Origin of the sequence: Nonomuraea sp. NPDC049486 (assembly GCF_040676925.1) — a bacterium.
In the GTDB taxonomy this organism is placed as follows: Bacteria; Actinomycetota; Actinomycetes; order Streptosporangiales; family Streptosporangiaceae; genus Nonomuraea; species Nonomuraea ferruginea.
This window is the reverse complement of the sequence record NZ_JBFAPV010000001.1, coordinates 872,224-886,508: the sequence shown is the minus strand read 5'-3', so window position 1 is coordinate 886,508 and position 14,285 is coordinate 872,224. Positions and strand designations below refer to the sequence as shown.

Annotated in this window: 14 protein-coding genes; 7 read left to right on the top strand and 7 right to left on the bottom strand. The window is 72.0% G+C overall.

The window, feature by feature from the left end; genetic code table 11:
• Nucleotides 1-10 precede the first annotated feature (10 nt).
• The 4 genes from AB0K05_RS04175 to AB0K05_RS04160 are packed head-to-tail and all read left to right on the top strand — an operon-like array spanning nt 11 to nt 2,740.
• Nucleotides 11-541 (top strand): PadR family transcriptional regulator, encoded by a 531-nt coding sequence (locus AB0K05_RS04175; protein ID WP_148033831.1) that lies wholly within the window; start codon nt 11-13, stop codon nt 539-541.
• A 7-nt stretch (nt 542-548) separates the two neighbouring features.
• Nucleotides 549-1,502, top strand: a complete 954-nt coding sequence (locus AB0K05_RS04170) for an ATP-binding cassette domain-containing protein (RefSeq protein ID WP_364226490.1) — start codon at nt 549-551, stop codon at nt 1,500-1,502.
• On the top strand, nt 1,499-2,248 hold the full coding sequence (locus AB0K05_RS04165; RefSeq protein ID WP_148033832.1) for an ABC transporter permease: 750 nt from the start codon (nt 1,499-1,501) through the stop codon (nt 2,246-2,248). The genes AB0K05_RS04170 and AB0K05_RS04165 overlap by 4 nt, the downstream gene beginning before the upstream one ends.
• A gap of 48 nt (nt 2,249-2,296) precedes the next feature.
• Nucleotides 2,297-2,740 (top strand): hypothetical protein, encoded by a 444-nt coding sequence (locus tag AB0K05_RS04160; protein WP_364226487.1) that lies wholly within the window; start codon nt 2,297-2,299, stop codon nt 2,738-2,740.
• 7 nt (nt 2,741-2,747) lie between these two features.
• Here AB0K05_RS04160 and AB0K05_RS04155 read toward each other — a convergent pair whose 3' ends face one another.
• Genes AB0K05_RS04155 through AB0K05_RS04145 form a run of 3 tightly spaced genes read right to left on the bottom strand, consistent with a single transcriptional unit; the run spans nt 2,748 to nt 7,036 of the window.
• On the bottom strand, nt 2,748-3,578 hold the full coding sequence (locus AB0K05_RS04155) for a MurR/RpiR family transcriptional regulator (protein WP_364226484.1): 831 nt from the start codon (nt 3,576-3,578) through the stop codon (nt 2,748-2,750).
• A gap of 48 nt (nt 3,579-3,626) precedes the next feature.
• Complete coding sequence (hutU, locus tag AB0K05_RS04150; protein WP_364226481.1) at nt 3,627-5,303, bottom strand: urocanate hydratase; 1,677 nt, start codon at nt 5,301-5,303, stop codon at nt 3,627-3,629.
• 26 nt (nt 5,304-5,329) lie between these two features.
• Nucleotides 5,330-7,036, bottom strand: a complete 1,707-nt coding sequence (locus tag AB0K05_RS04145) for an ABC transporter ATP-binding protein (protein WP_364226478.1) — start codon at nt 7,034-7,036, stop codon at nt 5,330-5,332.
• 216 nt (nt 7,037-7,252) lie between these two features.
• Here AB0K05_RS04145 and AB0K05_RS04140 point away from each other — a divergent pair, with 216 nt between their 5' ends.
• The 3 genes from AB0K05_RS04140 to AB0K05_RS04130 all read left to right on the top strand — a co-directional run bounded on the left by AB0K05_RS04140 (nt 7,253) and on the right by AB0K05_RS04130 (nt 11,656).
• Nucleotides 7,253-8,629, top strand: a complete 1,377-nt coding sequence (locus tag AB0K05_RS04140; RefSeq protein WP_364226475.1) for a DUF4331 domain-containing protein — start codon at nt 7,253-7,255, stop codon at nt 8,627-8,629.
• A gap of 115 nt (nt 8,630-8,744) precedes the next feature.
• Nucleotides 8,745-9,941: a tetratricopeptide repeat protein gene (locus tag AB0K05_RS04135; RefSeq protein WP_364226472.1), complete on the top strand. Its 1,197-nt coding sequence runs from the start codon at nt 8,745-8,747 to the stop codon at nt 9,939-9,941.
• Nucleotides 9,938-11,656, top strand: coding sequence for a High-affinity nickel-transporter (locus AB0K05_RS04130; protein WP_364226469.1), 1,719 nt, complete (start codon nt 9,938-9,940; stop codon nt 11,654-11,656). The genes AB0K05_RS04135 and AB0K05_RS04130 overlap by 4 nt, the downstream gene beginning before the upstream one ends.
• A 20-nt stretch (nt 11,657-11,676) precedes the next feature.
• Here AB0K05_RS04130 and AB0K05_RS04125 read toward each other — a convergent pair whose 3' ends face one another.
• From AB0K05_RS04125 to AB0K05_RS04110, 4 genes are read right to left on the bottom strand one after another with little or no spacing between them, the layout of a single operon-like run.
• Nucleotides 11,677-12,372: a nucleotidyl transferase AbiEii/AbiGii toxin family protein gene (locus AB0K05_RS04125; RefSeq protein ID WP_364226466.1), complete on the bottom strand. Its 696-nt coding sequence runs from the start codon at nt 12,370-12,372 to the stop codon at nt 11,677-11,679.
• Nucleotides 12,369-12,686: a hypothetical protein gene (locus tag AB0K05_RS04120; RefSeq protein WP_364226463.1), complete on the bottom strand. Its 318-nt coding sequence runs from the start codon at nt 12,684-12,686 to the stop codon at nt 12,369-12,371. The genes AB0K05_RS04125 and AB0K05_RS04120 overlap by 4 nt, the downstream gene beginning before the upstream one ends.
• 3 nt (nt 12,687-12,689) lie before the next feature.
• Complete coding sequence (locus AB0K05_RS04115) at nt 12,690-13,448, bottom strand: hypothetical protein (protein WP_148033840.1); 759 nt, start codon at nt 13,446-13,448, stop codon at nt 12,690-12,692.
• A 41-nt stretch (nt 13,449-13,489) separates the two neighbouring features.
• Nucleotides 13,490-14,194 carry an FCD domain-containing protein gene (locus tag AB0K05_RS04110; RefSeq protein ID WP_219546595.1) on the bottom strand — a complete coding sequence of 235 codons (705 nt, stop codon included), beginning with the start codon at nt 14,192-14,194 and terminating at the stop codon, nt 13,490-13,492.
• Between the last annotated feature and the right edge of the window lie 91 nt (nt 14,195-14,285).

Genomic DNA, 14,285 nt, shown 5'->3' with positions numbered 1-14,285 from the left:
AACTTGAGCCGTGTCCACAACTCGCATTCTGATCCTCGGCACCCTCCTCGACGGCCCGCGCAACGGCTACCAGGTCCGCCGCCACCTGGAGACCTGGGGCGCCGACAGCTGGGCCAGCGTGAAGTTCGGCTCCATCTACCACGGGCTCGGCAAGATGGCCGACGAAGGGCTGCTGGAGGTCGTCGAGTCCGGCAAGGGCGGCGCCACCGTCTACGCCATGACCGACGACGGCCGGTTCGAGTTCCACCGCCTGCTCCTGACGGTCTGGCACGAGCTGATGCCGATCGTCGACCCGTTCCAGGTGGCGCTCACGTTCATGAACCATCTCGACAAGGAGACCCTGATGAGCGCGCTCCGCAGCCGGAGCGAGCTCCTGGAGCTGACGATCGCCGGCGCCGACCGGTCGTACGGCACCAAACAGCGCTTCGGCGCCCCCCGCCACATCGACGAGACGCTCAGGCTCAACACGGCCATGCTGCGGGCGCAGCTCGACTGGTGCCGGCAGGCGCTGGACAAGGTCGAGAGCGACGAGCTTCCTTAGGAGAAGCATGATCATTGACGCGAAAGGGTTGAAGAAGACCTTCACCTCGCGCGGCCGCAAGGGCGCGCGGACCGTCGAGGCCGTACGCGGCGTCGACCTGGAGGTCGAGACCGGCCAGATCTACGGCGTGCTCGGCCCCAACGGCGCGGGCAAGACGACCACGATCCGGATGCTCGCAACCCTCATCAGGCCCGACGCGGGCACCGCCGCGATCGCCGGCCACGACCTGCTGAAGGAGCCCGCCGCGATCCGCCGCGCCCTCGGCTACGTCAGCCAGACCGGCGGGGTCGAGGAGCAGAACTCGCCGCGCAGGCAGGTGATGTTCGCGGCCAGGCTGTACGGGGTCGCGGACGCCGCGGCGGCGACCGACCGGGTGCTGAAGAGGTTCGACCTGGCCGACATCGCCGACCGGCCGGGCCGCACCCTGTCCGGCGGGCAGAAGCGCCGGGTGTCCATCGCGCTAGGGCTGGTCCACACGCCCCCGCTGCTGTTCCTCGACGAGCCGACCACCGGCCTCGACCCGCAGAACCGGGCCAACCTGTGGGACCGCATCAGGGAGCTGCGCGAGCAGGGCACCAGCGTGCTGCTCAGCACCCACTACCTGGAGGAGGCCGACGCGCTCTGCGACCGCCTGGCGATCGTCGACCACGGCGTGGTCGTCGCCGAGGGCACCCCCGCCGAGCTCAAGCGCGAGGTCTCCGGCGACGTGGTGACGCTCCGCCTCGACGAGCCGGAGCGGGCCGCCGCCGTGCTCGGCCCGCTCGCCAGGGAGGCCAGGGTGGACGACCAGGTGCTGCGCGTCTACGTCGACGACGGCGAGCACACGCTGCCCAAGCTGCTGAGCGAGCTGCAGGAGCAGCGGCTCGCCCTCACGTCCATCTCGCTCGACAGGGCCACGCTCGACGACGTCTTCCTGGCCAAGACGGGCCGATCCCTTCGTGACACGGGAGCCGAAGCATGATCAGGGACACCGGCCTCTTCCTGGGCCACGAGCTGCGCAACACCTTCCGCAACCCGATCTGGCCGCTGTTCGGCATCATGCAGCCGGTCATGTACCTGCTGCTGTTCGCGCCGCTCTTCGCCGGCATGGCGTACGGCGGCGACCTCGGTCAGGCGCTGACCATGTTCGCGCCCGGCATGCTCGTCATCACCGCCCTGTTCGGCACCATGGGCGTCGCGTACGGGACCATCTACGAGATGCGCAGCGGCGTGCTGGAACGCATCGCGGTCACCCCGACCTGGCGGCCCTCGATCGTGCTCGGCCGCATGCTGCGGGATGTGGCCGTGCTGGTGGTGCAGTCGTTCATGGTCATCCTCATCGCGCTGCTCATGGGGCTGCGGATCGGCCCGGCCGGGCTGGTGCTCACGCTGCTCCTGCTGGCCGTCACGGGGCTGTTCTCCTCGGGCGTGGCGTACGGGCTGGCGCTCAGCCTCGGCGACGAGAACGCGATGGGGCAGATCATGCAGTTCTTCGCGCTGCCGCTGATGCTGCTGTCGGGTGCGCTGCTGCCGATGGCGCTCGGGCCCGACTGGCTGGAGCGGGTCGCCTGGTTCACGCCCTTCTACCACCCGGTCGAGGCCGGGCGGGCGCTGTTCGCGGGCAACCTGACCGACGTGTCGATTCCGCTCGCGTTCGCCATCATGCTGGGCCTGGCGGCGCTCACCGTGACCTGGTCCGTGCGGTCCCTAAGGAAGATCACCGGGTAGGAACCGCCGCCTACAGCCGATCAACGACCCGGGGCGTCCACCGCCCAGATGGGCGTGATCCTGTTCGGCCTGTCGCTCGGCTCCATGATCGGGATCCTGTGTTCCGGGCGGCTCGTCTCGCGCTTCGGCACCAGGCCCGTCATGGGCGTCGGGACGGTGATCGTCACAAGCCTGGCCGTCATCGGCGTCGGTCTGTTTCTGTCGTCCGTACCGGTGGTCATGGCGGGCCTGTTCGCGTTCGGCGTGGGCATGGGCGGCGGCGCCGCTTCGGCCGCACCGTGGTCATGCGCGCCAGCGCCGCGTCAGCCTGGTGGCCACCCTCGGCTACATCGCCTTCCTGGTCGGCCCGCCCGGCCTCGGCTTCCTCGGCGATCATTGGGGGTTGCGCACCGCCATGCTCGTCGTGCTCGTCTTCGTCGTCTCCGCCGTCTTCCTGGCTCCGGCGGTCGACACCCGCGGGCGTGCCGCACGAGCCCCACCACGACTTCCTGACCGCCCGCTAAGGAAGTTCGCCGAGGAACGTGCCGGTCTCGTCCGTCATCCGCTCGTACTCCTCCAGCCGCGCCTGGGTGCGCAGCGGCGCCGCGTCGGCCATGGCCTCCACCAGGGCCATGGCCAGGGCCAGGGGCGCCGCGTGGGAGTCGAACACCAGCCGGTCGCCCACCGGCGCGTCGAGCACCACCTCGGCGGGGAAGCCGGGCCGGTCGCAGATCGCGGCCACCCTGTAGCCGAGCTTGCCCGCGTACTCCAGCGCGTTCATCACCTCGACCGGATAGCGCGGGAGCACCACGGCGACCAGCCACTCCGCGCCGGCGCGGCGGGCGGAGTGCAGGCCGTCGATGAGCTCCGACCCGCCGTGCGTGAGCAGCCGCACGTCGGGGTGGATGCGGCGGGTGTAGTACGCGAACGTGGTCGCGAGCCCGGCCGACACCCGCAGCCCCAGCACGGGGAGCGGCTCGGCGGCGGCCAGGGACGCGCCCAGCTCCTTCAGCGGCAGCGACGGCAGCCGGTCGCGGACCGCGGTCAGGTTCCTGATCTCGCGGTCGATGGCTCCTTTGATCAGGCTCTCCTGCTGGCCCTCCGGCGGCCCGCCCAGCACCAGGGGACGCAGCGCCTGCCGCAGCTCCGGGTATCCGGCGAAGCCGAGCACCATGGCGAACCTGGTCACGGACGGCTGGCTCACCCCCGCCCGGTCGGCCAGCTCCACGCTCGACAGGAAGATGGCCTCCTCCAGGTGCTCCGACAGGTAGTGAGCGATCCTCCTCTGCACCGGCGAGAGCCTGTGGCCGTCGAGAAGCCGGTCCAGCCCGCTGTGATATGCGCCAGTCACTCCTGCTCCAACACCGTGCGCACGGCATTCTCATCCCACATGGATCACTCAGGACTCACGCATCGGGACGCGGACCCCGCGTGCGGCCGCCACCGCGGCCGCCTCCTCGTAGCCCGCGTCGACGTGGCGCATGACGCCGGTGCCCGGGTCGTTGGTGAGCACCCGGTCGAGCTTCTCCCCGGCCAGCGCGGTGCCGTCGGCGACCGTCACCTGGCCGGCGTGGATGGAGCGGCCGATGCCGACGCCGCCGCCGTGGTGGATGGACACCCAGGCCGCCCCCGAGGCCGTGTTGAGCATGGCGTTGAGCAGCGGCCAGTCGGCGATCGCGTCGGAGCCGTCGGCCATCGCCTCGGTCTCGCGGTAGGGGGAGGCGACGGAGCCGCTGTCGAGGTGGTCGCGGCCGATCACGACGGGCGCCCGCAGCTCGCCGGAGGCGACCATGTCGTTGAACCGCTCCCCCGCCACGTTGCGCTCGCCGTAGCCCAGCCAGCAGATCCGCGCGGGCAGGCCCTGGAAGTGGACCTTCTCGCCGGCCTGGCGGATCCAGCGGGCGAGCGGCTCGTTGTCGGGGAACAGCTCCAGGATCGCCTGGTCGGTGGCGGCGATGTCGGCGGGGTCGCCGCTGAGCGCCGCCCACCTGAACGGCCCCTTGCCCTCGCAGAACAACGGCCTGATGTACGCGGGCACGAACCCGGGGAAGTCGAAGGCCCGCGCGTATCCGGCCAGCTGCGCCTCGCCCCTGATGGAGTTGCCGTAGTCGAACACCTCGGCCCCCGCGTCCTGGAAGCCGACCATGGCCTCGACGTGCGCGGCCATGGACTGGCGGGCGCGCTCGGTGAAGCCCGCCGGGTCCTTGTCGCGTTCGGCGGCCATGTCGTCGAAGGCGACGCCGAGCGGCAGGTACATGAGCGGGTCGTGGGCGGAGGTCTGGTCGGTGACGATGTCGATCTCGGCGCCGCGGGCGAGCAGCGCGGGCACGGCCTCGGCGGCGTTGGCCACCACGCCGATCGACAGCGCCCGCCGCGCGTCGCGCGCCTCGTACGCCAGCCGCAGCGCCTCGTCCAGCGACTCCGCCCGCACGTCGAGGTAGCGGTGCTCGATGCGGCGGGTGACGGAGCGGGGGTCGCAGTCGAGGCAGATGGCCACGCCGCCGTTCATGGTGACGGCGAGCGGCTGCGCGCCGCCCATGCCGCCGAGCCCGGCGGTGAGCGTGACGGTGCCGGCCAGCGAACCGCCGAACCGCTTGGCCGCCACCGCCGCGAACGTCTCGTACGTGCCCTGCAGGATGCCCTGGGTGCCGATGTAGATCCAGGAGCCCGCGGTCATCTGCCCGTACATGGTGAGCCCGGCGGCTTCGAGCCGCCGGAACTCCTCCCAGGTGGCCCAGCCGGGCACCAGGTTGGAGTTCGCGATCAGCACCCTGGGCGCCCACTCGTGGGTGCGGAAGACGCCGACGGGCCGCCCCGACTGCACCAGCAGCGTCTCGTCGCCCTCCAGCGTGGTGAGCGTCCTGACCAGCGCGTCGTAGGAGGCCCAGTCACGGGCCGCGCGGCCCGAGCCGCCGTAGACGACGAGCTGCTCGGGATGCTCGGCCACCTCCGGGTCCAGGTTGTTGCGGAGCATGCGGAGCGCGGCCTCCTGCGGCCACCCCTTGGCGGTGAGCGTGGTGCCTCGCGGCGCGCGCACGGTGCGGCTCATGGCGACCTCCTGAATGAACACATTCATCAACGTCACCCGAAGAGTACAACGCGCTAGCTCACGAGGAACTGGGTGGCCGCCAGCTCGCGGTAGAGCTCGTCGGCCCCCACCAGCTCGTCGTGGGTGCCGATGGCCCGCACGCCGCCGCTCTCCATGAGGACGATCCGGTCGGCGTTGGTCACCGTCGACAGCCGGTGGGCGATGACCAGCACGGTCGTCTCGGCGGCGACCTCGGCGATGACCTCGCGCAGCCGCAGCTCGTTGACCGCGTCGAGCTGCGAGGTGGCCTCGTCGAGCAGCAGCAGCCTGGGCTTGCGCAGCAGCGCCCTGGCGATGGCGACGCGTTGCCGCTCGCCGCCCGACAGCAGCACGCCCCGGTGCCCGACCGCGGTGTCGAGGCCGTCGGGCAGCCTGGCCACCAGGTCGTCCAGGCGGGTGCGGACGATCGCGCGGCGCAGCTCGTCCTCGGTGGCGTCGGGGGCGGCGAACAGCAGGTTCTCCTTGAGCGTGCCGGCCAGCACGGGCGCGTCCTGCTCGACGTAGCCGAGCGCGGCCCGCAGCTCGCCGAGCGACCAGTCGCGGATGTCCCTGCCGTCCAGCGAGATGACCCCGCCCTGGTGCTCGTAGAAGCGTTCGAGCAGGGCGAAGACGGTGGACTTGCCCGCTCCCGACGGGCCGACGAGCGCGGTGAGACCGCCGGGCGGCACCTCGAAGCTGACCCCGTCGTGCACGATCGGCCGGTCGTCGCCGTACCGGAAGACCACGTCGTCGAAGCGCACGCCGAGCGGGCGGTCGCCGGTGCCGGCCGGCACGCCGACGGGCTCGCCGGGCAGGTCCTCGACCTCCTTGATGCGCTTCATCGCGGCCAGGCCCTGCTGGAGCTGGACCGCGCCCTCGACGAGCTGGCCGATCGGCGCCACCAGGTAGAACAGGTAGAGCAGGAAGGCGATCAGCGAGGAGACCTCCAGCGCGCCGGAGGCGACCCTGGCCCCGCCGACGCCGAGCACGCCGAGGAAGGCGATCTGCACGGCCATCCAGGTCGACACCCCGGCCAGCGAGGTCCACCCGGCCACCTGGAGGCCCCGGTCGCGGGCCCGCTCCGCGGCGCCGCCCACGACGGCGATCTCGCGTTCCTCGGCGCCGCTGGCCTTGACCGTGCGGTAGGCCTGCAGCGCCCGGTCGAGCACCGCGCCCATCTCGCCCACGGCCTCCTGGGCGTCCTTCTGCGCCCGCATGATGCGCGGCATCACCAGGCCGGTCAGCCCGCCGATCACGACCACCACCAGCAGCGTGACCAGCAGCAGCGTGCCGTCCATGGCGGCCATCAGGACGATGGCGCCGACCAGCATGAACACGGCGCTGACGGAGTCGACGACGCCGTTGGTGAGCACCGCGCGCAGCAGCGTCGTGTCGCCGGTGACGCGGGAGAGCAGGTCGCCGGGCTTGAGCCGGTCGACGTCGGCCACCCGCAGCCGCAGGATGCGGTCGACCAGGCGGCGGCGGGCGCCCAGCACGACGCTCTCACCGGTGCGCTCCATCAGGTAGGAGCCGGCGGCCGACACCACGGCGCCGACCAGGACGGCGACGGTGAGGCCGATGAGCGGCCCGGCCATCGACCCGTTCTCGCCGAACGCGTCCACCACGTACTTGGCGAGCAGCGGCATGGCGAGGCCCGCCGCCGAGCCGATCAGGCCCAGCACCCCGCCCGCCACCAGGATCCACCGGTGCGGGCGCAAGTAGGCCAGTAAGTCCTTGATCACCGAATCTCCTTCCAGGGGCCGTTCGACCTCTCAACGAACGGGCGCGCGCGTTCCGCACCCGTCAACCTAAATTGACTCCTTTGGTATGTCAACTTCGGTTGACGACTCCTCCTTGAGGATGAGGGCGACATCCGCCCGCCCCCGTCACGCGAATAGGGCGCGAGGAACCCGGCCGGAACCTCGTCATCGATCAGCACCTTTCCGAAAGGACCGACCATGGAGCACCGGATCGACCGGCGCGCCCTCATCGGACTCGGCGTCGCGGTGGCCCTGACGGCCTCCTCGCTCGCGATGTTCCGTACGGACTCCGGCACGGCCTCCTCGCACCGCGAGGCGCCCGCCGTCATCGGCGACCCGCTCAACGACAACACCGACGTGTACGCGTTCGTCAGCCCGGACAAGCCCGACACCGTGACCCTGCTGTCGAACTGGATCCCGTTCCAGGAGCCGCAGGGCGGGCCGAACTTCTACCCGTTCGACACCAGGTCGCGCTACAACATCAAGATCGACAACGACGGCGACGCCAAGCCCGACATCACCTACCAGTGGACCTTCCGCAACGAGGACCGGCGCGGCAACGCCACCTTCCTCCACAACAACGGACCGGTCACCTCGCTCGACGACCAGAACCTGCTCTTCCGCCAGCGCTACACGCTCAGGCGCATCACCGGGAACGGCAGCAGCACGCTCGTCTCCAACGGCATCGTCGCGCCGAGCAACGTCGGCCCCGCGTCCATGCCGAACTACGGCACCCTGCGCTCCCAGGCGATCACCAGCCTGAAGGGCGGCGGCAAGACTCTCGCCGGCCAGTCGGACGAGGCGTTCTTCCTCGACCTGCGCGTCTTCGACCTGCTGTACGGGGGCGACCTGTCCGAGGTGGGCCGGGACACGCTCAAGGGCTACAACGTCAACACGCTCGGCCTGCAGGTGCCGAAGGAGGACCTCGCGCTCAAGGGCGACCCGAAGCGCAACCCGGTCGTCGGCGTCTGGTCCACCACCGACAAGCACAACGGCGGCAAGTTCGTCCAGGTCTCCCGCCTGGGCAACCCGCTGGTCAACGAGGTGGTGTCCCCCGCCGGGCTGAAGGACGCCTTCAACGCGCTGCCGCCCGCCAAGGACGCCGACGTGGCCGCCCTGGTCAAGCGGGTCACCGACCCCGAGGTGGCCAGGCTGCTCGCGTCCATCTACGGCATCAAGGCGCCCGCCACCCCGCGCAAGGATCTCGTCCAGATCTTCCTGACCGGGATCGCCAAGGGCAACGGGCCGATCGCGGCCGACCTGAACGCGCAGTCGCTGAACAAGGACGCGGGCAAGCTGCGCCCTGCCGAGATGCTCAGGCTCAACATGTCGATCCCGCCCAGCAAGGACCCGAACAGGCTGGGCGTGCTCGGCGGTGACCTGCAGGGCTTCCCCAACGGCCGCCGGCTCGCCGACGACGTGGTGGACATCGAGCTGCAGGCCGTCGCGGGCGCCGCGCAGTCCGGCAAGCTCATCCCCGCCCTGACCGACAAGGTGGACATGAACGACAAGCCGTTCGGCGGCACGTTCCCGTACATCCCGCTCCCCAGCAACGCCTCGGTCAACCAGCGCTGACCCCCGCCCGGCCGACCTTCTCCCGGTGGCGGGCCCCCTCCCGCCCCGCCGCCCCAGGACCGGTCGGCCGCTCCGGCGGCCGGCCGGTTGCTTCTCACGACTCCGGAGCCCTTCGATGCGTTCACTACTCCTGCTGGCAGGTCTCGTCCTGACCGGCGCGCTGCTGTTCACCGTCTTCGGCGTCGCCGCCGCACCGGCCGGCGCGCCGGCGCCCGCGGCCGGGCGGGAAACCCTGCAGGACCGGCTCAAGCGGCTGCCGGACGATCATCGCGGCTGGGCCCAGCTCGGCGTCCAGTACGTCGACCAGGCCAGGATCAGCGGCGACCCGTCGTACTACACCAAGGCGGAAGGCGCGCTCGACACCGCCGCCCGGCTCAGCCCGCGCGACGACGCCGTCCTGACCGGCCAGGCCACGCTCGCCGCCGGCCGCCACGAGTTCGCCGAGGCCAAGCGGCTGGCCGAGCGGGCGCTCGACGCCAACGCCTACAGCGCGGCCGCGTACGGGGTGCTCGCCGACGCCCGCGTCCAGCTCGGCGACCTGCGCGGCGCGCGGGAGGCGGTCGAGCGGATGCTGGACCTGCGGCCCGGCGTCGCGTCCTTCGCGCGCGCCTCGTACGCGGCCGAGCTGCGCGGAGACCTCGACGGCGCGCGCCGCTACCTCCAGTACGCCCACGAGGACGCGCGCGTCCCCGCCGATCTCGCCTACGCCCGCCACCAGCTCGGCGAGCTGGCCCTGCACGCCCACGACTTCGAGACGGCCGACCGGTGGTACGCCAGGGCGCTGGAGGCCGACCCCGGCTACACGCCCGCCCTCGCCGGCCGGGCCAGGGCCGCCGCGCTCGGCGGCCGGCTGGACGAGGCGCTCACCCGGTACGAGGGCGTCGTCCGGCGGCTGCCGCTGCCCCAGTACCTGATCGAGCAGGGCGAGGTGCGGCTCAAGTCGGGCCTGCCCGCCGACTGGACGCTGCTGGACGCCCAGCGCGACCTGCTCGCCAGGACGGGCGTCCGCGACGACCTGACGTGGGCCGAGTTCGAGGCCGACCACGGCGACCCCGACGAGGCGGTGCGGCACGCCCGCGCCGAGTACGCCCGCAATCCCGGCCTGATCGCCGCCGACGCGCTCGGCTGGGCGCTCTTCAAGGCCGACCGGCCGCGCGAGGCGCTGCGGTACGCGAAACAGGCCACCTCGACCGGCTGGCGGCATCCCGTCCTCCGCTACCACCGCGCCGAGATCGAACGATCCCTCGGCCGCGACGTCCCCCTCGACCCCCGCTTCGACCCGGAGCTGGCCACCCTGGCGAGGTTCTCATGACCGACCCCGAGCTCACCCCCCTCACCGAAGCCCCCTCCCACCCCATGAAATCGGCCGCCACCCCCGAACAGGTCCGTAACGCCGCCCGCACACCGAACCGGACCCACCCCACAGAACGGGCCGACCTCCCGGAAGACGCCCGTCACGCCGCCTCGCGCAGGAGGTGGTGGCGGTCGGGGGTCTTGCTGCTCGGGCTGGTGCCGGTGTTCCTGAGCGTGCCGGCACGGGCCGCCGCCGCGCATCCGCTGGGGAACTTCACGGTCAACCACTACAACGGGCTGACCGTCTCCGGCGGGCAGGTGGAGAACCTGGCCGTGGTGGACCTGGCCGAACTGCCCACGCTGCAGGCCAGAACAGAGGTGGACGCCACGTACGCCTCCCGCCGCTGCGCCGCGCTCGCCGCCGCCCAGCGGCTGACGGTGGGCGGCGCGGCCGTGCCTTGGCGGGTGGTACGGGCCGGGCACGCGTACACGCCGGGCCAGGGCGGGCTCAGGACCAGCCGCCTGACCTGCGACCTGGTGGCCGAGACCGCGGTGTCCGGGGCGGTGACGTTCACCGACGGCTTCGAGCAGGACCGGATCGGCTGGCGTGAGATCACCGCGACCGGCGCAGGGGTCCGGCTCGCCGACGCCACCGTGCCCGAGTCCAGCGTGAGCGGGGAACTGCGCAGGTACCCGGACGACCTGCTGACGTCACCGCTGGACCAGCGGACGGCCTCGTTCACCGTCTCACGGCTCGGCGCCGGGACCGGGACCCCCGCGTCCGGGACCCCCGGCCTCTCCGTCGGCGGACCCGTCGGTGAGGCGCTCGACGCGCTGGACCGGACGTTCACCGGGCTCGTCGGCGCCGACTCGCTGACCGTGCCGCTCGGGCTGCTGGCGCTGGGCCTGGCGGTGGTGCTGGGGGCCGGGCACGCGCTGATCCCCGGGCACGGGAAGACCGTCATGGCCGCCTACCTGGCGGGGCGTCGCGGACGCCCCAGGGACGCGCTCGTCGTGGGCGCCACGGTGACGGCCACCCACACGGTGGGGGTGCTGGCGGTGGGGCTCGCGCTGAGCGTCTTCACGGCTCTGGCCGGCGAGTCGGTGCTGGCCTGGCTGGGGGTGGCCGGCGGCGTGCTGATCGCCGCCATCGGCCTCCGCCTGATCCACACCGCCCGCCGCTCCCGGCACGCCCATGCCGTCGGCCACGGGTACGGCCATGGACACGGCCATGGACACGGCCACGGGCACGGGCACGGGCACGGCCACGGGCACGGCCACGGGCACGGGCACGGGCACGGCCACGGGCACGGCCACGGGCACGGGCACGGGCACGGGCACGGGCACGGGCACGGGCACGGGCACGGGCACGGGCACGGGCACGGGCACGGGCACGGGCACGGGCACGGGCATCGGAGTGGTGGGCTGGTGGGGCTGGGGGTGGCCGGTGGGCTGGTGCCGAGCCCGTCGGCGCTGGTCGTGCTGCTGGGCGCGGTCGCGCTGGGCCGGACCTGGTTCGGGGTGGCGCTGGTGACCGCCTACGGGGTCGGCATGGCCGCCACCCTGACCCTCACCGGCCTGCTGCTGGTCAAGCTGGTCGACCGGCTGGAGGCGCGGGCGTCGGCGGGCCGCCGGCTCGCCGCCCGCCTGTCGAGCGCGGCCCCGCTGGGCACGGCCGTGATGGTGGTGCTCCTCGGCGCCGGCCTGGCCCTCCGCTCAGCCGTGACGCTGTGACGCTGTGACCACCCGATGCCTCAGTCGACCCCGGGCAGATCGGAGACGTCGTACTCGGCATCACCGTCGTCGGCCCGCCGCATCTTGATGTCGTCCGCCCACGCCGCGGTCAGCCTCCGGATGTCTCGCACCCGATCCGGGGTCACCCCATAGGCCGCGAACTCCTCGTCGGCGATGAACTCCACGAACTCCAGCCGCATGACGAGCTCGGGAAGTGAGAAGTCCTCCGCGTGCAGGCCGCCCAAACGCTCCAGATCTCTGAAGGAGTAGAGGTGGGCCACCGCGGCGATGTCGATGACATCCCGGGCCAGGCTGCGTTCGTACAGCGCCCGCATCTTCAGGCCCACGGCGTCGTCGAGCGCGACGACCCGCAGTTCGCCGCACACGCTGGGCTGCTGCTGGAGCGCCTCCCGGAGGAGGTCCACCTCACAGTGCTCCTCCGTCGAAGGGTCCTTGAGGAGCAGTCGCCCGTACCGGGGTGTCACCTCCAGCACGGACACCTCCAGACCGGCGGCGCGGAGCGCCCGGGCGATCCCCTCCGCCACCTCCGGCAGCGGCGTGTCCGCACTGGTCGCGAAGTCCAGGTCGGTGCTCGGCCGGTCCATGAATCCGTGCGCCCGCATCGCGTGCCCGCCCGCGAGCAGCAGATGGAAGCGCTCGCATGCCGGCAGCACCATTCCCAGCACCCGTTCCTGGAACGGCGGGAAGCGGATCACGGGAGCATGCCCAGGGCCAGCTTGTGCTCCCAGGCCCGGCGGTGGCCCGGGCCGAGCCCTTTCCTGAGCAGCGGCCAGTCGGCGGTCAGGTGGCGCGCGTTCAGGTATCTCTCCGCGTCCACGCGCCCGCCGCCCGTGATCACCATGCGGTACATCGACAGCCTCAGGCGCAGATCGGCCAGGTCGTACTCGCGAGGGCCCGACCATGACAGGTGGGGCGGCAGCGCCACCTTGCCGTCCACGGGTCCGCGCAGGTCCGCGAGCGAGTCGGGGATCTGGGCCAGCAGCCCGTCAGACCTGGAGGGAAGCGCCATGGGTCAAGTATGGCGGCGCAGACGGCGAGTGGAAGGCAGGTCGTGGCGGCCCGAGAGGAACTCCTGGAAGGCGATCTTGGCCCGGATCGCCGGCCGGCGCCAGCGTTCCTCCCGGTGGATGGCCTTGGCCATCTTGCGCGGCGAGCGCCCGACGAAGAACCAGTGGGCCCACGGCGACCCCGGCCGGGCCAGCCGCACCGCGCCCACCAGCAGCAGGAAGGGCAGGAACAGCCCCGCCATGCCGGTCCAGATCTTCCCCTTGAGCAGCGTGATCACGGCCAGCACCAGGTTGCCCAGGATCAGCGCCGCCGGGTCGACCAGCGGCGGGCCGAAGTCCCAGCTGAGCGGCCGCAGCCCGATGAGCAGCAGCCCGGTGACCGCCACGGCGATGAACACCGCGTCCACCGAGGTGCGCCCCTCCTCCTCCCAGTAGACGTCGTGCAGGTGGAGGATCAGCGCGAACTCGTCGAGCACCAGGGCCGACCCGATCCCGAACACCGACGCCGCGACCGCGTGCCCCACCTGCGACGCGCCGGAGACGACCATCCCGGCCACCCCGCCGACCAGCATGAGCACGACCCCGAACACCACGTGGTGGATGTGCATCTCGCCCACGTTGACGTTGCGGAACCAGCCGACCTTGGCCCTGATCAGCCGTACGTTGATGCGGGTGGCGATGAACGCCACGATGAGCGCGACGAAGAAACAGAACAGCGGCAGCCGTCCCGTCGCGATGATGCTTCCGTGAAACCATTTCTCCATGACCGTGAACCGACTCTACGAGCCTGTGGGCAGTGGTGCGGTCAGGAGAGGAATCCGCGCAGAAGGGCGGCCGTGCCTTCCAGGTGTTCGCTCATGGCGCGGCCGGCCCCCTCGGGGTCGCCCGCCAGGATGGCCGCCACGATCGCCCGGTGCTGCGCGGCCGCGTGGTCGAGGTTGACCTGGAGCATGGGGATGGCGTTGAGCAGGTCGCTCACCCGCAGGCGGGCGTCAGCGCAGGCGGACGCGAGCAGGGCGGACCCGGTCAGCTCGGCGATCGACAGGTGGAAGGCGGTGTCGAGGCGGCGGTAGTCCTCCAGCGAGGCGCCGTCCAGGTCGGCCAGCCTGCGCCTGAGCGTGTCGCGCTGCCCGCCGGTCAGCTCCATCCCGGCCAGCGCCTGGGCGGCGCCGCACTCGACGGCCAGGCGGAAGGTGAGCGCGTCCGCCAGGTCGTCGGTGCCCATGTCGGCGACCGCCTTGCGCAGGTCGGCCGGCCCCGGCCGGGGCGGCACGTAGGTGACGAACGCGCCGCCGTAGCGACCGCGCCGCACGTCGAGGTAGCCCGCGTCCTGCAGGGCGCGGATGGCCTCGCGCAGCGTCACCCTGCTGATGCCGAGCTGGACGGCCAGCTCGCGCTCGGGCGGAAGCTTGTCTCCCGGCGCCACCACGCCCAGTTTGATCGCCTGCAGGAGCCGTTCGACGGTCTCCTCGAAGGCGTTTCCGGCTCTCACGGGGCGCAGCACCGTCATCAAACGCGCCGACTCGTCCAACGTGTCCTCAGGTCTTGACAAGCGATCCCGCCATACACATCAATGGTCTGAGACTAGCCCAATCAACGGG